This is a genomic window from Streptomyces sp. NPDC006925 (assembly GCF_042869575.1).
Lineage (GTDB): Bacteria > Actinomycetota > Actinomycetes > Streptomycetales > Streptomycetaceae > Streptomyces.
This window is the reverse complement of record NZ_JBIAGB010000003.1, coordinates 470,373-491,652: the sequence shown is the minus strand read 5'-3', so window position 1 is coordinate 491,652 and position 21,280 is coordinate 470,373. Positions and strand designations below refer to the sequence as shown.

Here is a 21,280-nt window from a genome sequence, read left to right as displayed (position 1 = left end):
GTCCGGCCCGCCCGCGACACGGCACCCGCTGCTTCTCCCCTCACCCCCGTCACCTCTTGCCCCTCGACGGTGCCCGAGGCGCCCCCGGCACCTCCCGGGCCGCCCGGCACAGCCGTGGCCCCGACCCCCACCCGGGGGCCACGGCACCCACCAGGTCACCTCCCGGCACCGGCCGGGTCCGCACACCTCTCCCCGGAGGCACGCATGAGCGGTCGTCGGAGTCTGGTCTGGCTCGGCCTGACACCCGAGCCGGAACGGGAACTGCCCTCGAACGTGGCGGCCCTGCGCAGTCCACCGACGGGCTCCGCCGCCGAGCAGCGCCGCGTGCAGCAGCTGATCCTGCGCGGCAGCGAACGCAGCTGGCTGCGGTACCTGGACGAGGTCGCCGACCTGGTGACCCACGTCGCGAACGGCACCCGCCCCGGCGACCGCCGCGCGGCCCGGCTGGCCGCCGAGGTGATCCTCGACCACCACCGGATGCTCATCGGTCTCCCCGGCAGCGCCTACGCCCGCACGGCCCGCCAGCGCCACGCCCTGGAGTCCGCGCTCCGCATCCTGCACGCCGCGAGCCCCGGTTCCGGTGGAGCCGACGGGGCCGAAGACACGGCACGTCCCCACGACGCCGCCACACGCCCCGGAGGGCACGCATGACCACGACGCGAGCCCGCAGGGCAGAACGGACCCTCATCCGGTCCCTGACGTCTCCCGCATCCCCCGGACCCGAGGGCGGCCGCACGGCCGGCACCGTTCTCGGAGCGCGTCCCGACCGGCTGGAGAGCGTTCAGACGTACCTCGCACACGGCGGATACGGCACCGCACTCACCCCCGGCGCGCTGCTCCAGCACCTCGACGATGCCGGGCTGCGCGGACGGGGCGGAGCGGGGTTCCCCACCGCCACCAAACTGGCCGCCGTACGCGACGCCGGTGGCGCGCCCGTCGTCGTCGCCAACGGCGAGGAGGGCGAGCCCGGCTCCGTCAAGGACCGCTGGCTGCTGCGCGCCCGCCCGCACCTCGTCCTCGACGGCCTCGCCCGGGCCGCCGCCGTCACCGGAGCCCGGCGCGGATACGTCTACCTCGCCGATCCGACCGCGGCCCACCGGGTCCGGCAGGCCCTCGCGGAGCATCCGCCACCCCTGTCCGTCGACGTCGTGCAGACCGAGCACACCTACGTCGCAGGAGAGGAGAGCGCGGCGGTCCGCCGCATCGACGGCGGCCCCGCCCTCCCGCTGGCCAAACCGCCCCGGCCCTTCCAGCAGGGCGTCGGCGACGAGCCCACCCTCGTCGCCAACGTCGAGACCCTCGCCCGCATCGCGCTCGTCGCCGCCCGCCCCGACCTCAGCCACCGGATCGCCCGCAGCACCCTGATGACCCTCTCCGGGCCCGGCGCAGCGCCGCTGCTCACCGAGGCCCCCTACGCCACCACCCTGCGGGAGCTGGCGCGCGCCCAGGGCAGCACGGACGCCCAGGCCGCGCTCATGGGCGGGCTGTTCGGCGGACTCGTCGCGGAGCGCTCGTTCGGCCTGCCGATCGACCCCGCCCGTCTCGCCGCAGCGGACACCGCCCTCGGCTGCGGCGCCGTCCGCTTCCTCGGCCCGCACGACTGCCCCGTGACCGCCGCCGCCCGCGCGGCCGCCTACCTCGCAGCCGAGAGCGCCCAGCAGTGCGGCGTGTGCGTCGCCGGTTCCGGATCGGTCCGCGACGCCCTGCGGCAGCTGGCCGACGGCAGCGCGGCGGAAGACGTCCGAACCGCGCTGGGCCGCTGGTCCACCGGACTGCCCGGCCGCGGCGCCTGCGGCCTCCTGGACGCCGCCGCCGGAACCGCGGGCAGCCTGTTGCGCGCCTTCCCCGCACTCGTCGACGCCCACCTGGCCGCGCCGTGCGCCCGCTGCGCCGCTGCCGCAGAACCGCCGGGCGCGCCCCTCTCCGCCGCCCACCGCCTCACCGTCCCCGTGCCCGAGGTGCCGGACACCCTCCCGTCCGTACCCGTCCGCACGGCCGCACCCGCGCCCCGCCCGTGAGACGGGCAGTCGAAAGGACCCCGATGAAACTCCTGCTGGACTCCACCCGGTGCCAGGGCTACGGGCTGTGCCAGGAGCACGCCCCCGGCCTGATCGCCCTCGACGAGTGGGGCTATGCGTCCGTCGTCGCCGCGGACATCCCGCCCGGCGAGGAGACCGCCGCACGGGACTGCGCCGACAGCTGCCCCAACTCCGCGCTCAGGCTGGAGAAGTGACATGGCCAGCACGCCCGGCCGGAACCTGACCCCGCTCTTCGACCCCGCGTCCGTCGCGGTGGTCGGTGCCAGCGACGATCCCGCCAAGTACGGGCACGCGATCGCCGCACAGGCGCTCCGCGCCCCCGGACGCCGACCTGTGCACCTCGTCAACCGGCGCGGTGGCACCGTGCTGGGCCGGACCACGTCCCCCAGCGTCGCCGCGATCGGTGAACCGGTCGACCTCGTCGTGCTCTCCGTCCCCGGCGAGGGGTTCGAGGCGGCTGTCGACGACGCGCTGGCCGGTGGGGCCCGCGCGCTGGTGGCCATCACCGCGGGCTTCGCCGAGACGGGCGCCGCCGGCCTCGAACGGCAGCACGCGATCACCGCCCGCGTCCGGGACGCCGGAGCGGTCCTCGTCGGCCCCAACTGCCTCGGCATCGCCGACAACACGACCGCGCTGCATCTCGCCTCCGGCACCTTCGCCCCCGGCGGCATCGCCCTGCTGAGCCAGAGCGGCAACCTCGCCCTCGAACTCCAGCTCCGGCTCGCCCCGCACGGCTCGGGTTTCTCGAGGTTCGTCTCCCTCGGCAACCAGGCCGACGTCACCCTCGTCGATCTCGTCGACGACTGCGCACGGCACGAGGGCACATCCGCCATCGCCGTCTACGCCGAGGACTTCGGCGACGGACGGGCCTTCGCCGAGGCCGCCGCCACGGCCGGGAAGCCCGTCGTGCTGCTGACCGCCGGGCGCGGCACCGCGTCCGCACGCAGCGCACAGTCCCACACCGGCGCCCTGACCACCTCGGCCGACGTGGTGGCCGCCGCCTGCCGCGACGCCGGAGTCCATCTGGTCGCCACCCCCCGGGAGATGGCCACCGTGCTGGCCGCTCTCGGCATCCAGGAACGCCGGCCCGGGCGGCGCACCGCGATCTTCACCGACGGCGGCGGCCATGGCGCGATCGCCGCCGACGCGGCCGAGGCCGCCGGACTCGACGTCCCCGAGCTCGGCGAGGCCGCCCAGGCCCGGCTGCGCGGGGTGCTCTGGCAGCAGTCGGCCGTCGGCAACCCTGTCGACCTGGCGGGCGTGGGCGAGCAGGACCCCGGCTCCTACGCCACCACGGTCGACGCCCTGCTCACCACCGACGAGGTCGACACGGTGCTGCTGACCGGATACTTCGGCGGCTACGCGGCCTCGGAGGGAGGCCTCGGGGACGGCGGCGCGGACCTGGCCGAGGGTGAGGTCCGCGCCGCCTGGGAGATCGTCCGCGCGCACGCCGGGCGGCCCAAGCCCCTGGTCGTCCAGTCCATGTACCCCGCCTCGCCCAGCTGCCGGATACTTGCCGACGCCGGCATCCCCGTCTTCGGCGCCACCGAGGACGCCGCCCGCGCCCTGGCCGCGCTCACTGTCGACGACCCCGCGGGACCGGCCGGCATCCCCCCGCTGCCGCCGCCCTCCGCGGAGGTGAGGGACCCCGGCTACCACTCCCTACGGGCGCTTCTCGGCGCCGCCGGGCTGCGGTTCCCCGCGGCCCGCCAGGTCACCGACGAGGCGGAACTGCTCTCCGCGGCAGCCGAGTTCGAGGGTCCGTACGTCCTCAAGGCGCTGCATCTGCTGCACAAGTCCGACGCGGGCGGTGTCGCGCTGCGGCTGCCCGACCGGGCCGCGCTGCTGGCCGCGTACCGCGAGATGCACACCCGGCTGGGTGCCCCCGCCTACTCGGTCGAGGCCATGGCCGACCTCAGCGACGGGGTCGAACTGATTGTCGGCGTCAACCGGGACCCCCGCTTCGGTCCCGTCGCCATGGTCGGTCTCGGCGGCATCCTCACCGAGACCCTGCACGACGTCGCGTTCGCGCTGGCCCCCGTCCCGCCGACGCGGGCCGAGCGGCTGCTGCGCGGGCTGCGCACCGCCGGGCTGCTCGCGGGCGCCCGGGGCCGGCCCGCAGTCGAGCTGACCGCGGCCGCCGAGGCCGTCGCCCGCATCACCGAAGTCGCCGCCGCACACCCCGAGATCGCCGAACTCGAGGTCAATCCCCTCCTCGTCCGGCCCGACGGCGCCCTCGCCCTGGATGCCCGCGCTGTCCTGGCCTGACCGGCCGACCCCGCCATCCGCCCACCCCACGGCCCGAGTCACCCACCGCTTGGAAGGATCCCCATGGACTTCCGCTACACCCCCGAGCAGGCCGAACTCAAGGCCCGCGCCGCCGCCTACTCCCAGCGGCTCATGAGCTACGAGAACGAGTCGGAGGAAGCCGACGGCCCGCTGCCGGCCGAAACCGTCCGCACCCTGACCCGCGAGGCCGTCGACGCCGGTGTGTTCGCGATCAACATGCCTGTCGAATGGGGCGGCGCCGGGCTCAGCCTGCTCGACCAGGTCATCGTCGAGGAGGAGTTCGGCAAGGTCACCAACTGCCTGTGGGACATCCCCTGGCGGCCCGCCAACGTCCTGGCGTACGGCACCGAAGCGCAGCGCGAGAAGTACCTGCTGCCCGTCATCCGCGGCGAACGCTTCGACGCGTTCGCCGTCACCGAGCCCGGCGCCGGATCGGACGCCGGCTCCGGCACCAGCACCGCGGACCCGGTGCCGGGAGGCTGGCTGCTCAACGGCGAGAAGTGGTTCGTCACCTGTGGGGATGTCGCGGACTTCCTGCTGGTGCAGGCCGACGCGGGACCTGACCGGCAGCCCACGCTGTTCTTCGTCGACAAGCAGGCGCCCGGCGTGCGGATGTCCCGCGTCCCGCGCTTCATGCACTCCGCGGTCAACGGCCACCCCGAGTTCGTCTTCCAGGACGTCTTCGTCGCCGACGAGGACGTGCTCGGCGGGGTCGGCAACGGCTACGAACTCACCAAGGAGTGGTTCACCGACGAGCGGCTCATGATCGCCGCCCGGACGACGGGTGCGGCCGAGCGTGCCCTGGAGCTGGCCCGTGACTGGGCGGTGGAGCGGCGGCAGTTCGGTTCCCGGATCGCCGACTTCCAGCTGATCCAGGGCATGCTGGCGGACTGCGCCGTGGACATCGCCGTCAACCGCGCCTACACCCACCAGGTCGCCTGGGAGGCGGACCAGCCGGAGACCGACCGCAAGACCCTGCACGCCAAAGCGTCGACGGCCAAGCTGGCGGCGAGCGAGGCGGCCGGCCGGGTCGTCGACCGCTGTCTGCAGATCTTCGGCGGGCGCGGCTACGACCGCTCCTACCCGGTCGAGCGCCTCTACCGGGAGGTCCGCGTCGACCGGATCTGGGAGGGCACCTCGGAGATCCAGCGCCTGATCATCGCCAACGAGCTGATCAAGCGCGGCACCCGGGCCCTCGCCCTGCCCCTGCACTGACCTCCGGATCCCCTCTTCCCCTCCCGCCGCGTCCGGCTCCGGCTGATCCGTCCCGGCCCCTCCGGCCCCCGGCCTCGCCTCCTCTGTCCCGTCCGTCACCCCGCATCCCCGAGGATCCGACATGGACTTCCGCCTCACCGCCCGCCAGCAGGAGCTCAAGGGCACGGCTCGCAGGCTCACCGATCTCATCACGAAGTACGAAGACGACTGCGAGGAGAACAACGGCCTGCCCCCGCAGGCGCACGCCGCCATCCGGGACGCCGTGCTCGACTGCGGCCTCCAGGCCGTCAACATGCCCACCGAGTGGGGCGGCGCCGGGCTCGGCATCGTCGAGCAGGCCGTCGTCCAGGAAGAGCTGGGCCGCCTCACCGGCGCCCTGTGGGACATGGTCTGGCGGCCCGCCAACGCCCTGCGCGTCTGCACCCCTCAGCAGCGCGAACGCTTCCTCATGCCCGTCATCCGCGGCGAGCGGCGCGACTGCTACGCCGTGACCGAACCGGAGGCGGGCTCCGACCCGCAGAACCTCAGCACGACCGCGACCCGCACCGCGGACGGCCAGTGGGTCCTCAACGGCGAGAAGTGGTTCGTCACCGTCGGCGACCACGCCGACTTCCTGATCGTTCTCGCGGCGGCGGGTGAGGAGCGGGCACCGACCTTGTTCCTCGTCGACAAGGACACCCCCGGCGTCGAGATGACGCGGGTGCCGCGCTTCATGCACACCTTCGTCTACGAGCACCCCGAGTTCACCTTCACCCAGGTGCGGGTGCCGGACGACGCGGTGCTCGGCGGAGTCGGCGAGGGGCACGAGCTCACCCGCTCGTGGTTCACCGAGGAACGTCTGATGATCGCGGCGCGCACCATCGGGGCCGCGGAACGTGCCCTGGAGCTGGCCCGTGACTGGGCGGTGGAGCGGCGGCAGTTCGGTTCCCGGATCGCCGACTTCCAGCTGATCCAGGGCATGCTGGCGGACTGCGCCGTGGACATCGCCGTCAACCGCGCCTACACCCACCAGGTCGCCTGGGAGGTCTCCGAGGGCACTGCCGACCGCAAGACCCTGCATGCCAAGGCGGCCCTCGCCAAGCTGGCGGCGAGCGAGGCGTCGGGCCGGGTCGTCGACCGCTGTCTGCAGATCTTCGGCGGGCGCGGCTACGACCGCTCCTACCCGGTCGAGCGCCTCTACCGGGAGCTGCGGGTCGACCGGATCTGGGAGGGCACCTCGGAGATCCAGCGCCTGATCGTCGCGGGCGAACTCGTCAAGCGCGGCACGGGCGTCCTGCAACTGCCCTCCACCTGACGGCCCACGCACCCGATCACCGGCGGCCCCGGCCCACCCGGCCGGCGCCGCCGGTGATCGGGAAACCCCCGTCCCGGGCCCTCCGGGACGGCCCACCCGTTCGGAAGGAGCCACACATGCCGGAGCCGGTGACCGCCGCGCCCTCGGGCAGCGCAGCATCCGTACAGCGCGTCGGCGTCGTGGGCTGCGGCCTCATGGGGTCCGGCATCGCCGAGGTGTGCGCCCGCGCCGGACTCGACGTCGTCGTCGCCGAGTCCGGCGCCGCCGCCGCTGCAGCGGGCCGCTCCAGGATCGCCGGCTCCCTGGAACGTGCAGCCGCGGCCGGCAAGCTCACCACGACGGACCGGGACGCCGCCCTGTCCCGGTTCGCCGTCACCGACGACCTGGACCGGCTGGCCGACCGGGACCTCGTGATCGAGGCCGTCGCGGAGGACGAGGCGGCGAAGCTGGAGGTGTTCGCCCGGCTGGATCGCGTGGTGCGACGCGGGGATGCCGTCCTGGCCACCAACACCTCCTCCCTCCCGGTCATCCGGCTCGCCGCCGCCACCCGACGCCCCGAATACGTCGTGGGACTGCACTTCTTCAACCCTGTGCCCGTCCTGCCGCTGGTGGAGCTGGTGCCCTCCCTGCTGACCGGCGAGGACACCGCCCGCCTCGCCGAGTCCTTCGCCACCGAGGTGCTGGGCAAGCAGGTCGTGCGCGCCCGGGACCGGTCGGGCTTCGTCGTCAACGCCCTCCTCGTCCCGTATCTGCTCGCGGCCGTCCGCATGGTCGAGTCCGGCACGGCAACGGCCACGGACGTCGACCGTGCGATGACGCTCGGATGCGCCCACCCGCTCGGCCCGCTCGCGCTCGCCGACCTCATCGGGCTCGACACCATCCAGGCCATCGCCGAATCGCTGTACGACGAGTTCCGCGAACCCCTCCACGCCCCGCCGCCGCTGCTGGCCCGCATGGTCGACGCGGGGCTGCTGGGCCGGAAGACAGGCCGCGGCTTCCACTCCTACCGCTGAACGGGCACTGCTCCGGCTGTTTCCGTGCCGATGCGGGAGGATGGGAGAGGCGAGCGGCCGGTGCACTCCCGGCCACCGGACCGACCAAGGGGAGCACGCACGTGTCCAGCGCCGAACGCGCCCGCGCGTCCCGCGAGCGGATCCTCTCCGCCGCCTGCGAAGTGATCGCCGATGTGGGCTTCGAGAAGATCCGCATGCGCATGGTCGCCGAGCACGCCGGGGTGTCGACGGCCCTGCTCCATTACCACTTCGAAAACCGCGAGAAGCTCTTCGCCGAGGCGATGACGCACTCCTTCGCCCACACCAGCACCGAACTCGAACGGGACGCCGACACGGTGCCCGCGGCCGTCATCCTCGCCCGCATCCTGCACAGCCTCCTACCCACCGACCCGGTGCTGCGCCAGGACTGGCGGCTGTGGCAGGAGCTGTGGGTGCGCGCGCTGCGCGACGAGACCACGCAGCGCCTCGCCGTCGACCTCTACGACCAGTTGCACGACTGGGTCGTCCAGGCCCTGCGGCGTGGTGTCGACAGCGGGGAGTTCGCCGACTGTGACGTCGATGCGACCAGCACCACGTTGCTGGCGCTGTGCGACGGTTTCGGTATCCGGCTGATGCTGGGCGACCCCCGGGTCACCGTCGCATCGGCGCAGACGGCGATGTGGGCGACGGCGGCCCGGGAGCTGAAGATCGCGCCGCAGTTCCCGCAGCTGTGACCCCCGCAGCCGCGGCCCCTGCCCGCCGGGCACCACTGCTGCTGCGACGGCGGGGGGCTCACCTCGGCTCGACCTCGCCCGGCCCGGCGCCGCCCGCCTGGCCGTCCTCGCCTCCGACATCCGCTGCGGACACCACACCAGGAGCTGCCGGGCGGGGCAGGTCCTGGATTCTGCGGTCTTCCGCGGAGGCGAAACCGAGCCAGGTGTGGCGGTTGCGCCACCAGCACCAGCCGACCTTCGGGGCGCCGCGTCGTTCCCGCCCGTCCCGGCCGGTGCCGTTGCTGATCCACAGGGCCGGGGTGCGGGCGTCCAGGGTGCCGTCGGGCTTCCGCAGCCGGGATCCGATGGTCATGAAGCACCGGTTGCGTTCCAGCACCGCCGGCCGGTGGAGCACCCAATGGAGGCCCTCGGTGAGCAGCAGGGGCGTTCGGCCCTGCTCGGCAAGGGCGGGCAGGGCCTCCTCGGGACTCCAGTTGGCCATGTGGTCGCCCCGGTCGATGCCGGTGACCAGGTAGAGGGGGGCGTCGGGCAGGTCGATGCCGCAGGGGATGAAGCGGTCGACGTCGGTCATGTCGCTGACGACGAAGCCGGGCTTGTCGCCGTGGCGGAGCAGCGGGGCGAGCGCGGAGGCCGGAACCCGGTCGGGGTGAACGGCGAGGAGGGTGCCCTCGTCGGCGGCGGATTCCGCGGCGAAAGAGCGGAGGGTGTGGGCGGGCAACCCGGCCAGGTCGTGCACGCCGAGAGCGATCAGGTGTTCTGCCTGGGCCGTGAGCGCCGGGAGTGTGGGCATGGGGGCGGGGGATGTCGAGGTGGGCAAGGCACTCCCTGATGTGCGGCGTGGACGGGCATGGGTGGGATGGCGGGGTGCGGCCGGTCCGGTGCTGGTGGCCCGGTGCCGCTTCCGGATGTAGCGGTTCGGTTCCGTGCGGGGCCGGTTCACCGGGGCGCGGCGGCGGTGGATGCGTAGGGCGGGCTTCGGCAGCGTGGAGCAAGCGTGCGGTGCTGCGTACATGCGCGCGGGGAACGGTCAGGGCTCCACCAGGAGCAGGAGCCGAGCGAGCTGCGGGAGCCCGTCGCGGAGGATCCGCGCTGTCGACGAAACTTGCTATCAGTGTAAAAATAGTTCAGGCGAAGAAGCGGGTCAACATAAAAATGCTACCGGTGTAAGATTTTTCCATGGCCGCCCGCACCGCACCGCCGACTCCGCAGCCCGGACTCCGTGAGACGAAGAAACAGGAGAGCCGCCGGCTGATCTCCGATTCCGCCACCCGGCTGTTCCTCGCCCAGGGCTTCGAACAGACCTCCATCGCCGAGATCGCCGCCGCCGCGCGGGTGGCGAAGAAGACGGTCACCAACTACTTCCCGCGCAAGGAGGACCTGGCACTGGACCACCAGGATGCCTTCATCGCCTCACTGGCCCGTGCGGTCACCGACCGCCGGCCGGGCGAGTCGGCACTGGCCGCGCTGCGCCGCGCCTTCAGCGACGCGGTAGCCGCCGCCGATCCGGTCGCCGGGTTCTCGGGAGCCGAGTTCGCGCGCATGGTGGCCGACAGCCCCACCCTGACGACCCGGCTGCGCGAACTGCACGACCTGCGCGAAGCCGCCCTGGCGACAGCGCTCACCGAGGCCACCGGCGCGGGACCCGACGACATCGGCGTACGCACCGCCGCCGGACTGCTCGGAGCGGTCCACCGCATCCTCTTCGACCGCATCCAGCGCCTCACCCTCGCCGGGGAGGACGAAACGCGGATCCGCACCGAGATCACAGCAGCGGCCGAGGACGCGTTCGGCCTCGTCGAACCCGCACTCGGCGGCTACGCCGTCGCCTGACGGCTGTTCGCTGCCCGGTGCCTGGCGCCCGTTCGCTCCCAGGACCGTCCGGGCGGGATCCGCCGCGCCTGCTGGCCGACCACCGCCCGTGGCCGGTACCGGACCGGGCGGCAGACGCCGTCCGGGTAAAGCTTGACTTGGAGCACACTCCAAGTTCTACGGTCTTCTTCATGGCCGACGGAAGCACCCTCCCCGAGCAGAACCGGGAACCCGCCCTGACGATCGCCCAGGTCGCCGAGCGGACCGGTTTGTCGCCCGACACCCTGCGCTACTACGAGCGCGCCGGGCTGATCGACCGGGTGGGGCGCACCACCGGGAACCAGCGTCGCTATGCGGCCGCCGACCTGGCCTGGCTCGAGTTTCTGCTGCGGCTGCGCGAGACCGGCATGTCCATCACCGACATGCAGCACTTCGCCCGGTTGCGAGCCGACGGGGCCGCCACCGTCCCCGACCGGCTGGCCATGCTGCGCGCACACCGCAGCAGCCTCGCCGAGCGCATCCGCAGCCTGCGTCGCAACGCCACCGCACTGGACGCGAAGATCGACCACTACGAACAGCTGCTCACCGAGCAGCCGGAAACGGACACACCCGCATGAGCGCCACCGACGCAGCCACCACCCGCCAGGACCGCTTCGCACATGGTCTGGAGATCCTCACCCAGGTCGACGGCGAGGGAGGACAGAAGGTCGTCGACTCCCTCGCCGACATCAACCCCGAACTCGGCCACCAGGTCGTCGCCTGGGCCTTCGGGGAGATCTACGACCGTCCCGCCCTGCCCCCGCGCGACCGCCAGTTGGTGACCCTCGGCATGCTCACCGCCCTCGGCGGCTGCGAACCCCAGTTGGAGGTGCACATCAACGCGGCCCTCAACGTCGGGCTCACCCCCGAGGAGATCGTCGAGGCCCTGCTGCACGCGGCCGTCTACTGCGGAATGCCCAAGGCCCTGAACGCCACCTTCGTCGCCAAGAAGGTCTTCGCCGAACGGGACCTGCTGCCCGTCGAGACCCAGTAGTCCCGACAACCGGGCCCGGTCTTCCGAACCGCGGTGTCGGGGAGATCGGCCGGCAGCACTCGGACGGCCCGGACCCGGTGGAGCTGCTGTGCCCGATTTCCCCGCACACCCTCGGCGCCGCTGCCCGGAGAGCACCGGCCTCGCGGTCCGCCGATGCCGACCGGAGCCGTCGGACTCCTGGAGACGGCGCCTGCGTCCGGGCGGCACTGTCCTCCACGGAGGAGACCGCGATCGGCGGTCGCGTCCTACGTGGTCTGGATCTTGTCGACCTGGGATGTGATGAGGTGGGGGGGAATGGTGTTGTCTCCGGGGCGGTAGGACCCGTACCGGGAGAAGGTGACGATGAGGTTCCCCACCCGGACGTGCACGAAGAGGTGGGGGAACTCGTGACGGTCCTCGGCGTAGGAGACCGTACGCAGGTAGTAGGAGAGGGCCTGGTCGCCCTCGTCCGGCCCGGCCCTCCGCTTCACGCCCCGGTAGGGGTCGCTGTCCTCGGGTGTCTCTCCCGCGCGAAACGCCGAGGCGCAGGCTTTGGTGGACGAGCTCAGGCTGCTCATCACATCCGACGCGTCCTTCACCGAGGGATAGGACACCAGGATCACACTGACGAAGTCCTCGGGCGTCTTCACGAAGCGCCGGCTCGCCCGGGCGCCGGCCCGGTCTGTGGTCCACGGGCGGATACCGTCCACCAGCGGCTGGCACTCCGGCTCGGACGCCTTCCAGTCTTTGCCGCTGGTTGTCGTGTCCCAGGACCGGCGGTACTCCGTGTCGAGTTCGTCGTTCCGGGTCAGCAGCAGCTTCTTCAACTGCGCCCGCGACAGCGGCTCGGTGTGCCGCACGTGTTTCTCGCTCTTGTCGCTCTCGGCGCTGCTCTCCGGTGCTGCCGGACCCGCTCCCGACGTGCAGGCCCCCAGCAGGATCACCAGCACTCCCGTCCCCGCAACAGCCGCCCTGCCGCGTGCCGAAACTCCCACTGGACCCCCCTTTGGCACGAACCTGACTACGCAGCGTAGATGACGGCGCGGAGAGCACCGCTGTCCGGGGGGACAGGCTGTCCTTCACAGGCCGCCGAGGAGACTGACCGGCATCGCGCCGAGGCCGACAGGGGCACACGGGAACGGGGAGGGGAGAACACGGCCTCTCTCGGGACCCGTTCGACGGCGTACTGCACACACGGGTGGTCGGGCGCAAGGCGGTGCGGCGCTGCGGGACTTTCGAGGCTCGTCGAATCATCCTCTCCCAGCCCTGGTCGGCGTGGTCCACTCAGGACGGACGACGAAGTACAACGACGGATATCGACGGACAACATGGTGGACGGGGAAGGGGAATTCCTTGAAAGCGAGATCTGGGCGGCGCGGAGCATTCGCTGCCGGGGTGGCTTTCGTGGCCGCCTGCGCTGCTGGTATGACGACCGCAATGCCCACTGCCGCCATGGCAGCGGACAAGCCCCACAGCCGGAACGGGCCCGAGACCTGGGACACTTCGGGGCACGTGAGCGGCTGGTTCGAGCACAAGGGCGACAAGCTCGTTGCCTGGGACGCGGTGGCGGACGGAAAGTCCGCCGTCCTGGCCGCGCGTCGACAGCACTGGTCCGACCACAACATCCGTTATTACTGCACTCCGCTCTGGAATGCCAAGGGATCCGGCCATCTGGTCAAGCGGACGTGCGACGGGAAGGACCCGGCCTACACCCCTGAAGGCTGGTACATGTTCTATTTCCCGTGCACCGGTGAGTACGCCGGCCGGGAAATGGGGGACTGCGGAGCGATGGAAGGCATGGGAGTCACCTGACCGGCCCGGCACTCGACAGGGGGCGGGCCGTAAGGCGCGCCCCCTGCTCGGTTGCACAGCTTTCACGGAGCATCTTGGGGGACGTATGACGCGCTGGGGATTGCCGGGTGCGGGAGCAGTACTGTCCGTTCTGGTGATGGCGCTCGGCGGGTGTTCCACCGCCCCTGGGTCCGGATCCCCGGAGCCGGTCGTGGTGCCTTCGCCGACCACCGACGGAACGGTGGCCCTCCCGCTCGACGCCTATTTTCCCACCCGGAAGGCGGAGAACACGATGTCCGCGGCCGCCGACTCCTTCGCCCGGAGCTGCCTGCGCCGCTACGGATTCGCCGCGGAGCATCCCGTCATTCCGGAGGACAGCGGAATCGCCATTCAACTCCGGGAGATGAAGGATGCCCTGTTCGTTCCCGAAGAACAGGCCCGCCGTCACGGATTCCACCGGCCTTCCGGCAAGGCGCCGCAGCATGCGAAGGGCGACATGCGGCCTGACGCGGAGTCGGTGGAGAAGAACCGGAGGGAGCTGCGGGCGATGCTGCCGGTGCTCAACGGATGGCATCGGGCGCAGGAGGCGCGCGAAGCAGGACGGGACGTCAGGCCGCAGAAGACGTACCACGGTCGGAAGATTCCGAAGTACGGCTGTTTCGGGGAGGCGGACACCCGGCTGTCCACCGGGCTGGACCAGCCGGTCCCCGGGAGCTCCCCGGGAGGCGCGCAGGACGCGTTCAACTTCGTCCAGCGGCTGCGGGCGCATGCGGCGGCAGCCGTCGCCGAGGAGCCGCGCGTCGTGGCCGTCACCAAGCGCTGGGCGAAGTGCTATCGAAAGGCGACCGGTCTCTCCCGGGCCAATCCGTACACTGCCGCGCGCGATCCGCGCTGGCAGCGCACCTCCGAACCGTCCACCAAGGAGATCCATGCAGCCGTGGCCCACACCCGGTGCCAACTGCGCGTCAATTTCCTCGGGGTGGTGGATGCGCTGACCGTTCGGTATGAAAAGCGAGCGGAGGCTCGCCACCGTTCGCGGCTGCGAGCTGTGCGCGACTTCCACCGGGCCCGTACCCGCAAGGCCGAACAGGTCACTCACGGCCGCTCCGGCTGAGATCCGTCGCGCCGGATCCACCACGTCCCGAGGGCTTCGCCGGCACCACGGGGAGCTGCGTCGTGTTCGGTCGTCCCTGCACGACCAGGTCGGCATGCGGTCGTCCGGCCGTATGCGAAGGCAGGAAAACGTGACCATCCCTGCCGGCGCCGCCAGTGGCTCCCCAGCGCCCTCCGGAGAGGGAACAGCCGGGACCCGTCCGCGAGGTGGCTGTCCGTGAAATTGTGATCACCTACCCATCTGCAAAGGAGAAACATGCGCAAGGTCATCAGTGGTACGGCTGTCCTCGTCACGGCAGCGCTGCTGACGGGTTGCGGCGGCAGCGACGACGGCGGCTCGTCGGCGGACGAGAAGTCCGCACACGAGAGCGTGCAGCCGAAACCGAAAGCGACGTCGCAGCCGACGCCGGGCACGGGGAGCGGCAGCGGCGAGGTCGAGCACAAGGTCACTCTCGAAGTCCGCGGCAGCGGTACGTCGCAGATCTACTACACCCTCGCCACCAACAAGATGGAGACGGTGAAGTTGCCCTGGAAGAAGACCTCGACCATCACCCTGAAGACCGACGCCCAGAAGCGGATCGGCACCACGGTGTCCGTCGCACCCGGTTCCGTACCCGACGCCGACGGCACGCTCCGCCCGGCCGCCTGCGTCATCACGGTCGACGGGAAGAAGGTCGCGGACAACCAGGGCGGCGCCTCCGAGAAGCCGTGCGAGTACACGGTGAAATGAGCCTCCGGCCGCCGCTGCGCGGAGTCGCGGGGAGGGTGAGGTGCCGCCATCGCGCAGGCGACCGCCGTGGACCCCGAATCGGTCGGGAAACCGGAAGGCGTCCCCACCGGAACGGGGGTGCGGAGGCTGACGCGGCCGCAGATTCCCGGTCCCGAGGCCCGTGTTCCGAGCCGCCGCTGCGGTCTGCCCAGCTCACCGGAGAGACGTTCTCCTGGCGTTCTTCTCCGGAATGCGGTGCAGGGCATTCGGCTCCGAATGATCCGGTTTCACTTTCCATCAGCCCTGCGCGCCGCAGTGCACGGGTACTTGACCGGTTGTGCGGCCGCATGCGCCACATTCCCACCGAGACCGAGTCCATCAGGTGGACGTGGCTGAGCAGAAGGTGATTCGATTGCGATCGAAAGAGGGGCACGGAAGAAGGCAGCTTCGTGATCACCATCCCGCTGAGCGCGGACGCGCTGGCTGCAACGCGATTCGCGGTCTCCCCGCTGATGCACGCGGGAGCGTTGCTGCATCCGTACCGACCGCGCACCACGACCGGCGCGTACTCCCTGTCATACAGCCACGTCAGTGGTGTGCTGCGGGAGCAGCGGCTGCATCTGCTCGCCGCGGTACGCCAGATGGTGCACGCCTTCGCGCCGGTCTTCTACGCGCCGGTTTTCCTGACGCCCCCGGCGGCCGCGGGCCGGATCCCCGAGCCGCATGAGGATCTGCACCGCGTCGCCTCCGCTCCCAGCCGGGTCGTGGCCCGGCAGCTCGACAGCCTCCTGGGCGTGCAGTCCCAGCACGGCCGCGCCGCGCTCGCCGCGCTGCGCATCCTGCGGAGGGCCGCGGACCGCGGAGAGGCGGACTTCGCGAACCAACTGGCCTGCGAACTGGACAGGTTCTGGCTGCGTGGCCTCTCCCGCACCTGGTCGGAGGCCGCGGCCGGCGCCGCGGAGGACATCGCTCTGCGCACCCGGCTGCTCGCGGATCACGGCATGGCAGGAGCGCTGGGGTCGCTGCACGAGTCCGTCTGCTACGGCGACGGGGCCCTCCGCATGGTGGGTCCGGGTACCGTCGAGGTGCCCGCAGGGGGGCACCTCGTCCTGTTCCCCTCGCCCTGGGCGCACACCTGGCTGCTGAGCGTCGACCCCCAGGAGCAGCGCCCCGCCTATCTCATCTACCCGGCCCGTCCCCGACCCTGGTCCTCTCCGCCTGACGGTACGAACCGCTCCATGGGGGGCGTCATCGGTCCCACCCGATCCGCCCTGCTCGCGGACCTCGAGGTGGCGCGCACGACCACGCAGCTCGCGGCCCTGCACCACCTGAGCGCCTCGACCGTCTCCTACCACCTGGGCCTGCTGCACCGAGCGGGCCTGGTGAGCCGCACGAGGACCCGCAATTCCGTGTACTACCAGCGCACCGTGCCGGCGGCGGCCCTGCCCCGGCCGGTCGCGGAGCCCGCCTCGCCGAGTCGGTGACCGGATGAGGAGGGGGCACCTGAGGGCGGGTATGTGCCGGGCAGGGGCTTCGGGCGGGTGATCCGGGCCAGGGGAGCCCGGCAGGGGAGAGGTCCGGGCCGGGGGAGCCGGGTGGGGTGTGAGATGCTAGGAATGCAGCAACTCCGTGCTTAGACAGCAGGCACGCCTTTCCGCGGGAGCGGACTGTGGCGTGCCGTCGCGTCGACTTCCTCCCGTCCCCCACAGGTCAGCAGACGGGAGCATCGACGTTTCATGAGTGCTGCCGCCGCAGAGTTCGTGCCGCGCCCTCCCGGCCGGGTCCTCCCCGCGCCCTGGTGAGCAGGGCACCCCGAGGCCGCCGAGGACGGGTTCAGACCCGGCCCGGGCCGGTGCCCGTCCGGCCGCTGTGCGCGAGTACCTTCCCGTTCCCCCGGTCGCGTCCCCGTGCCCGGTGCCGTCCTGTGCGGGCGGAACCCGCCCGGCGGCAGACCCCGTGGATGTGCGGTGCCCGGGTGGGTACGACAGTCAAATGTGTGAGTGAAGGGGTCCGTTGATGAGTGTCACCGAGTCCGCTCTGCGCGAGCGCCTGTGCGAGGTGCTGGTGCGGCGGGGCGACGAGATCGCCGACCGCTGGGTGCGGCAGCAGGTGGAGCGGGTTTCGCTGAGCGAGGGGCTTGCCGAGGAAGACCTGCACGAGGAGGCGGACGCGCTGGTCGCCGCGCTGCGCCGGGGGATGGCGAGCGAACTGCCCACGGAGCGGGTCGTCGCCGTCCATCAGGAGCTGCGCGAAGCAGTGATCGACATGTCGATGCGGCGGGCGCGTGCGGGTTCCTCTCCGACCGCCATCTCGCTGTCCGTGCTGGCGCTGAAGGACGTGCTGCTGGAGGCGGCGCAGCAGGAGTCGCTTGCGGCCGACGACATGCTGGCGGCGGCCCTGCTGCTGAACCGGCTGCTGGACGCCGCCGGGGTGCTGTGCTTCGAGACCTACGTCGAGGGCCGCGAGGAGATCATCCGCAGGCAGAGCCGCCAGTTGCTGGAGGTCTCCACTCCGGTGGTGCGACTGTGGCGGCACGTGCTGGCCGTGCCGCTGGTCGGCACCCTGGACACCGCCCGCAGCCAGGTGGTGATGGAGACCCTGCTGGAGGCCATCCAGCAGCACGAGGCGACGGTGGCCATCATCGACATCACCGGAGTACCGACGGTGGACACTTCCGTCGCCCAGCATCTGATGCAGACCGTGCAGGCAGTACGGATGATGGGCGCGGACTGCGTCATCAGCGGGATCCGGCCCGCCATCGCCCAGACCATCGTCCAACTGGGCATCGACCTCTCGGACATCCTCACCCGCGCCAATCTGGCGGACGCGCTGGCCACCGCGGTGCGGCTGACGGGGGAGGACGGGTCCGGGACCGTCTCCGGCCCGCTGTCGGCGCCCGGAGCGCCGGAGGTGCGGGCGGCGCCGTGAGGGGAGGACCGGTACCGATTCTGCGGCTGGGCGACACGCTCGTCACCGGCTTGCTCAACGAACTCGACGACTCCTCGGCTCTCGCGCTGGCCGAGGAACTGACCGACCGCATCGTCTCCGACCGGGCGCGCAGCGTACTGATCGACATCTCCCGCGTGGAGATCATCGACTCCTTCGTGGCACGTGCGCTGATGGAACTCTCGACGATGGCGCAACTGCTGGGGGCCCGGGTGGTCGTGGCGGGCATGCGGCCCGCCGTGGCCATCACCCTGGTGGAGCTGGGCATCGAACTGAAGGGCGTGGAGACGGCGTTGAACGCCGAGCAGGGCATGGCGGCCCTCGGCTGGCGCCACGCGTCCTCCGGCATGCAGGAGTCGCCGACGTGAGGACTTTCGGCGGCGCCGACGGCGGGCGTGGCGAGCGGCTGGTCCCCGGACAGCAGGCTCCCGCGCGCGGCCGGACCACCGGTCCGGCGGTCCCGGGGCGGCGCGCGGAGCCCGAGGAGCGCCCGCCGGAGCCTGTCGACGGCTCGTCCGGCGCGGCGGAGGGGACCGGGACCGCCACCCATCCGGTGTGCACGGACGAGGACCTGCTGCTGGTACGGCACGCGGTGCGCGCGGCCACGGTGGAGGCCGGGTTCAGCCTCGTCGACCAGACCCGGGTCGTCACCGCCGCCAGTGAACTGGCCCGCAACGCCTATGTGCACGGCGGCGGGGGTGCGCTGACCATCGAGCTGCTGCGGCACGGCACCCGGCGGGGGGTGCGGCTGACGGTGCGGGACGAGGGCCCCGGGATCGATGACCTGCCCAGCGCCCTGGCCGACGGCTACACCACCGGGGCCGGGCTGGGACACGGCCTGGGCGGGGCGCGGCGGCTCATGCACGAGTTCGAGGTGCGCTCGGAGCCGGGCAGCGGAGCCATGGTCACCGCCGTACGGTGGAGCGAGCGGTGAGCGGAGGCGAGCCCGGGGCCGTGCCGACGGCGCAGGTGCGGATCGATCACCACAGCGCTGTCCATCTCGCCGCCGACCTGGCCCGGCGCACGGCACGGCGGTGCGGGCTGGACGGCTCGCTCCCGGACCAGGCGGCCGCTGTCGCCAGCGAGCTGGCCAGCAATCTGGACAAGCACGCCGACGACGGCGTCGTCTACCTCCAGCCCCTCCCGCCGGGCGGGGGGTTCGAGGTGCTGGCCGTCGACCGGGGGCCGGGAATGGGAGAGTTGCAGCGCTGCCTGACCGACGGCTACACCACCACGAACACGCTCGGCACCGGCCTGGGCGCGGTCAGCCGGGTCGCGGACGCCTTCGTGATCCGCACTCGGGTACCGGACGGCACCGTCGCCTCCGCCCGGTTGACGCCCCGCGCCGGCTCCGCGGCCGGAGAGTCCGCCGAACGGCCCGGTCCGGGCGGGCTGCCCGGCCACCGCGTCGGTGCGATCTGCCTGCCGGCCGAGGGCGAGGAGCACTGCGGGGACGGATGGTCCCTGCACGCCGCGGCGGGGCGGGTGACGGCGGCCGTGGTCGACGGACTGGGGCACGGCGAGGCCGCGGCCCGCGCCACCCGCGTGGCGCTGCGCGTCGCACGTGAGGTGCCGGACAGCGCCCTGCCGGCGCTCATGTCGAAGATGCACCGGGCTCTGCGGCACACCCGCGGGGCCGCTGTCGGGCTGGTGCGCCTCGAACCCGGACAGCTGCACTTCTGCGGGGTCGGCAACGTGCGCGTCTGCGTGCTCCACCACGACCGGTCCCCCCGGCGGATCGAGAGCCGTCCGGGGATCGTCGGGTGGAACCTTCCCACCCCGCACGTCCGCACCGAGCCGCTGGCGGCCGACCGGCTGGCGGTGGTCCACTCCGACGGTATACAGGCCCGCTGGTCGCACGATCCCTCCCGGTTCCTGTCGCACCTGCCGGCGCCGCTGCTGCCCGCGGCTCTGGCACACCGGCACCGCCGGCTCCGGGACGACGCCACCGCACTGGCACTGACAGGACTGCGATGAAGCAGACGAGGCTGGAGAGCGGGCAGCTGACCACGTTGGGCGGAGTGCGGCGAGCCGTGCGCCGCCTCGCCCGGACCCACGGTGTCCCGGCCGAACTGCGGGCCCGGCTGGTGGTGTCCGTCGCCGCCGTCGCACGGGACGAACTCGCCGAAGGCCGCGGTGTCCGGGTCCGCCTCTCCTCGGCGGGTGCGGGGGAGACGCATGGCGGCGGCGAAGCCCTCGCCTGCGTCCTGGCGCCCGTGGGCACCGCCTTCGAGGCCGGTCGGCGAGAGCTCGACGGACTGCCCCTGCCCGCCACGACCGACGCGGACGGTGCCGCGGTATGGCACCTTCCGCCGCGCACGTCCGGGAACGGAGCCGCGCACCTCCCCGATGGCGAGGCGGTCTCCGACGGTGAGGTGGCCCCTGCCCGGGAGGCGGTCACCGAGGGGGAGGCGGTCCACGAGGAACTGCGGGCGGTACTGGACCGCTGCGACGCCGTGGAGGCCGAGCACCGCTTGCTGAAAGCGGAGTTGGAGGAGACCAACAGCGGTGTCCTGGCCCTCTACGTCCAACTCGAGGAACGCGACGAGCAGTTGCACCGCACCCACGGACAGATGCTGCGCGAACTGGAGGAGGCGCTGCGCCCGGCACCGCTCGAGGTGTCCGGTCTGGATCTGGCCGTGCACTACGCTCCCGCGGAGACCGACGCCCCCACCGGCGGTGACCTCTACGACTGGTTCCGGCTGCCCGACGGCACGGTGCACATCACCGTGGTCGACGCGCTGGGGCACGGGGTCCGCAGTACCGGAGCCGCCCTCAACGTCACCCAGACCGTGCGGACGCTCGCTCTGGAGGGCCACCCGCCGGGGACCATCGTCGAGCGGGCGAGTGAGATCCTGGCCAGCATCGACCCCCAGTTGCTGGCCACCGTCCTGCTCGCCCGGGTGGACCCCGACAGCGGGGAGGTGCTGCTGGCCAACGGCAGCCATCCGCCGGCCCTGGTCGTACGGGAGGAGGGCACCTCCTCCTACCTCCAGGTGGCCGGACGCGGGGTGGGCTTTCCGCTGCCGGGCAGCGAGGACGTGCTCCGTACCCGCCTCGCCCCCGGTGACCTGCTGGTGCTGTACACCGACGGGCTGACCGAGAGCCGCAAAGACCCCCTGGAGGGCGAGGCCCGGCTGGTCGACTCCGCGGCCCGGCACCGGCGGCGTCCCATCGAGGAGATCCCCGAGGCGATCGCCGAGGACATGCACACCGTCGTGCTGCACCCGGACGACACCCTCGCCCTGGCACTGCGGGTGCCCCGCGGGTGAGCGGTCGGCCGCTGCGCGGGTGAGCGGCCGGTGTGCCGGGGATCCGGTCGGGGCGAGCGCTGCCG

At 72.3% G+C, this 21,280-nt stretch carries 21 protein-coding genes and 1 pseudogene; 20 read left to right on the top strand and 2 right to left on the bottom strand.

Annotation, left to right across the window (positions count from 1 at the left end; all coding sequences use genetic code 11):
• Positions 1 to 204: 204 nt before the first annotated feature.
• The 8 genes from ACFYNS_RS07245 (at position 205) to ACFYNS_RS07210 (ending at position 8,563) form a co-directional block, all read left to right on the top strand.
• A complete protein-coding gene (locus ACFYNS_RS07245; RefSeq protein WP_360290472.1) occupies positions 205 to 651 on the top strand; it encodes a hypothetical protein in 447 nt (148 codons plus the stop codon).
• Positions 648 to 2,018, top strand: coding sequence for an NADH-ubiquinone oxidoreductase-F iron-sulfur binding region domain-containing protein (locus ACFYNS_RS07240; RefSeq protein WP_360290474.1), 1,371 nt, complete (start codon positions 648 to 650; stop codon positions 2,016 to 2,018). The genes ACFYNS_RS07245 and ACFYNS_RS07240 overlap by 4 nt, the downstream gene beginning before the upstream one ends.
• A 23-nt stretch (positions 2,019 to 2,041) precedes the next feature.
• Positions 2,042 to 2,233, top strand: a complete 192-nt coding sequence (locus ACFYNS_RS07235) for a ferredoxin (protein WP_360290476.1) — start codon at positions 2,042 to 2,044, stop codon at positions 2,231 to 2,233.
• 1 nt (position 2,234) lies between these two features.
• Positions 2,235 to 4,307 (top strand): acetate--CoA ligase family protein, encoded by a 2,073-nt coding sequence (locus ACFYNS_RS07230; RefSeq protein ID WP_388601361.1) that lies wholly within the window; start codon positions 2,235 to 2,237, stop codon positions 4,305 to 4,307.
• 63 nt (positions 4,308 to 4,370) lie between these two features.
• Positions 4,371 to 5,543, top strand: coding sequence for an acyl-CoA dehydrogenase family protein (locus ACFYNS_RS07225; RefSeq protein WP_388601359.1), 1,173 nt, complete (start codon positions 4,371 to 4,373; stop codon positions 5,541 to 5,543).
• Positions 5,544 to 5,664: 121 nt separating this feature from the next.
• Entirely contained in the window at positions 5,665 to 6,837 is a 1,173-nt protein-coding gene (locus tag ACFYNS_RS07220; RefSeq protein WP_388601357.1) for an acyl-CoA dehydrogenase family protein, read from the top strand.
• A gap of 116 nt (positions 6,838 to 6,953) precedes the next feature.
• Positions 6,954 to 7,850, top strand: a complete 897-nt coding sequence (locus ACFYNS_RS07215) for a 3-hydroxybutyryl-CoA dehydrogenase (RefSeq protein WP_360290484.1) — start codon at positions 6,954 to 6,956, stop codon at positions 7,848 to 7,850.
• Between the two features lie 101 nt (positions 7,851 to 7,951).
• Positions 7,952 to 8,563 (top strand): TetR family transcriptional regulator C-terminal domain-containing protein, encoded by a 612-nt coding sequence (locus tag ACFYNS_RS07210; protein ID WP_360290486.1) that lies wholly within the window; start codon positions 7,952 to 7,954, stop codon positions 8,561 to 8,563.
• Between the two features lie 169 nt (positions 8,564 to 8,732).
• Here ACFYNS_RS07210 and ACFYNS_RS07205 read toward each other — a convergent pair.
• Positions 8,733 to 9,353, bottom strand: a pseudogene (locus tag ACFYNS_RS07205) (DUF5701 family protein); the annotation flags it as partial.
• Between the two features lie 386 nt (positions 9,354 to 9,739).
• Between ACFYNS_RS07205 and ACFYNS_RS07200 the strand changes: the two are divergent.
• The 3 genes from ACFYNS_RS07200 to ACFYNS_RS07190 all read left to right on the top strand — a co-directional run bounded on the left by ACFYNS_RS07200 (position 9,740) and on the right by ACFYNS_RS07190 (position 11,405).
• Positions 9,740 to 10,393, top strand: a complete 654-nt coding sequence (locus ACFYNS_RS07200; RefSeq protein ID WP_360290488.1) for a TetR/AcrR family transcriptional regulator — start codon at positions 9,740 to 9,742, stop codon at positions 10,391 to 10,393.
• A gap of 170 nt (positions 10,394 to 10,563) precedes the next feature.
• Entirely contained in the window at positions 10,564 to 10,989 is a 426-nt protein-coding gene (locus tag ACFYNS_RS07195) for a MerR family transcriptional regulator (protein ID WP_075000144.1), read from the top strand.
• Complete coding sequence (locus tag ACFYNS_RS07190; RefSeq protein ID WP_360290490.1) at positions 10,986 to 11,405, top strand: carboxymuconolactone decarboxylase family protein; 420 nt, start codon at positions 10,986 to 10,988, stop codon at positions 11,403 to 11,405. The genes ACFYNS_RS07195 and ACFYNS_RS07190 overlap by 4 nt, the downstream gene beginning before the upstream one ends.
• A gap of 245 nt (positions 11,406 to 11,650) precedes the next feature.
• Here ACFYNS_RS07190 and ACFYNS_RS07185 read toward each other — a convergent pair whose 3' ends face one another.
• On the bottom strand, positions 11,651 to 12,379 hold the full coding sequence (locus ACFYNS_RS07185) for a sensor domain-containing protein (protein WP_388601354.1): 729 nt from the start codon (positions 12,377 to 12,379) through the stop codon (positions 11,651 to 11,653).
• 430 nt (positions 12,380 to 12,809) lie between these two features.
• On the opposite strand from ACFYNS_RS07185, the gene ACFYNS_RS07180 reads away from it, so the two are divergent.
• The 9 genes from ACFYNS_RS07180 (at position 12,810) to ACFYNS_RS07140 (ending at position 21,215) form a co-directional block, all read left to right on the top strand.
• The gene (locus tag ACFYNS_RS07180; RefSeq protein WP_360290494.1) at positions 12,810 to 13,196 is read left to right on the top strand and encodes a hypothetical protein; all 387 of its coding nucleotides are present in this window, start codon (positions 12,810 to 12,812) and stop codon (positions 13,194 to 13,196) included.
• A gap of 190 nt (positions 13,197 to 13,386) precedes the next feature.
• The gene (locus ACFYNS_RS07175) at positions 13,387 to 14,289 is read left to right on the top strand and encodes a hypothetical protein (RefSeq protein ID WP_360290496.1); all 903 of its coding nucleotides are present in this window, start codon (positions 13,387 to 13,389) and stop codon (positions 14,287 to 14,289) included.
• 255 nt (positions 14,290 to 14,544) lie between these two features.
• Positions 14,545 to 15,018 (top strand): hypothetical protein, encoded by a 474-nt coding sequence (locus ACFYNS_RS07170; protein ID WP_360290498.1) that lies wholly within the window; start codon positions 14,545 to 14,547, stop codon positions 15,016 to 15,018.
• Positions 15,019 to 15,446: 428 nt separating this feature from the next.
• On the top strand, positions 15,447 to 16,481 hold the full coding sequence (locus ACFYNS_RS07165; RefSeq protein ID WP_388601350.1) for an ArsR/SmtB family transcription factor: 1,035 nt from the start codon (positions 15,447 to 15,449) through the stop codon (positions 16,479 to 16,481).
• Between the two features lie 532 nt (positions 16,482 to 17,013).
• Positions 17,014 to 17,925, top strand: a complete 912-nt coding sequence (locus ACFYNS_RS07160) for an STAS domain-containing protein (RefSeq protein ID WP_360290502.1) — start codon at positions 17,014 to 17,016, stop codon at positions 17,923 to 17,925.
• Positions 17,922 to 18,311 carry an STAS domain-containing protein gene (locus ACFYNS_RS07155; protein WP_360290503.1) on the top strand — a complete coding sequence of 130 codons (390 nt, stop codon included), beginning with the start codon at positions 17,922 to 17,924 and terminating at the stop codon, positions 18,309 to 18,311. Before ACFYNS_RS07160 ends, ACFYNS_RS07155 begins: the two co-directional genes overlap by 4 nt.
• Positions 18,308 to 18,877 carry an ATP-binding protein gene (locus tag ACFYNS_RS07150; protein WP_388601349.1) on the top strand — a complete coding sequence of 190 codons (570 nt, stop codon included), beginning with the start codon at positions 18,308 to 18,310 and terminating at the stop codon, positions 18,875 to 18,877. The genes ACFYNS_RS07155 and ACFYNS_RS07150 overlap by 4 nt, the downstream gene beginning before the upstream one ends.
• A complete protein-coding gene (locus ACFYNS_RS07145) occupies positions 18,874 to 19,920 on the top strand; it encodes a SpoIIE family protein phosphatase (protein ID WP_388601347.1) in 1,047 nt (348 codons plus the stop codon). The genes ACFYNS_RS07150 and ACFYNS_RS07145 overlap by 4 nt, the downstream gene beginning before the upstream one ends.
• Positions 19,917 to 21,215 carry a PP2C family protein-serine/threonine phosphatase gene (locus tag ACFYNS_RS07140; protein WP_388601345.1) on the top strand — a complete coding sequence of 433 codons (1,299 nt, stop codon included), beginning with the start codon at positions 19,917 to 19,919 and terminating at the stop codon, positions 21,213 to 21,215. Before ACFYNS_RS07145 ends, ACFYNS_RS07140 begins: the two co-directional genes overlap by 4 nt.
• Positions 21,216 to 21,280 lie beyond the last annotated feature (65 nt).

Coding starts and splice junctions, on each gene's coding strand:
- ACFYNS_RS07245 (WP_360290472.1), top strand. CDS start 205: ATGAGCGGTCGTCGGAGTCTGGTCTGGCTCGGCCTGACACCCGAGCCG.
- ACFYNS_RS07240 (WP_360290474.1), top strand. CDS start 648: ATGACCACGACGCGAGCCCGCAGGGCAGAACGGACCCTCATCCGGTCC.
- ACFYNS_RS07235 (WP_360290476.1), top strand. CDS start 2,042: ATGAAACTCCTGCTGGACTCCACCCGGTGCCAGGGCTACGGGCTGTGC.
- ACFYNS_RS07230 (WP_388601361.1), top strand. CDS start 2,235: ATGGCCAGCACGCCCGGCCGGAACCTGACCCCGCTCTTCGACCCCGCG.
- ACFYNS_RS07225 (WP_388601359.1), top strand. CDS start 4,371: ATGGACTTCCGCTACACCCCCGAGCAGGCCGAACTCAAGGCCCGCGCC.
- ACFYNS_RS07220 (WP_388601357.1), top strand. CDS start 5,665: ATGGACTTCCGCCTCACCGCCCGCCAGCAGGAGCTCAAGGGCACGGCT.
- ACFYNS_RS07215 (WP_360290484.1), top strand. CDS start 6,954: ATGCCGGAGCCGGTGACCGCCGCGCCCTCGGGCAGCGCAGCATCCGTA.
- ACFYNS_RS07200 (WP_360290488.1), top strand. CDS start 9,740: ATGGCCGCCCGCACCGCACCGCCGACTCCGCAGCCCGGACTCCGTGAG.
- ACFYNS_RS07195 (WP_075000144.1), top strand. CDS start 10,564: ATGGCCGACGGAAGCACCCTCCCCGAGCAGAACCGGGAACCCGCCCTG.
- ACFYNS_RS07190 (WP_360290490.1), top strand. CDS start 10,986: ATGAGCGCCACCGACGCAGCCACCACCCGCCAGGACCGCTTCGCACAT.
- ACFYNS_RS07180 (WP_360290494.1), top strand. CDS start 12,810: ATGACGACCGCAATGCCCACTGCCGCCATGGCAGCGGACAAGCCCCAC.
- ACFYNS_RS07170 (WP_360290498.1), top strand. CDS start 14,545: ATGCGCAAGGTCATCAGTGGTACGGCTGTCCTCGTCACGGCAGCGCTG.
- ACFYNS_RS07160 (WP_360290502.1), top strand. CDS start 17,014: ATGAGTGTCACCGAGTCCGCTCTGCGCGAGCGCCTGTGCGAGGTGCTG.
- ACFYNS_RS07140 (WP_388601345.1), top strand. CDS start 19,917: ATGAAGCAGACGAGGCTGGAGAGCGGGCAGCTGACCACGTTGGGCGGA.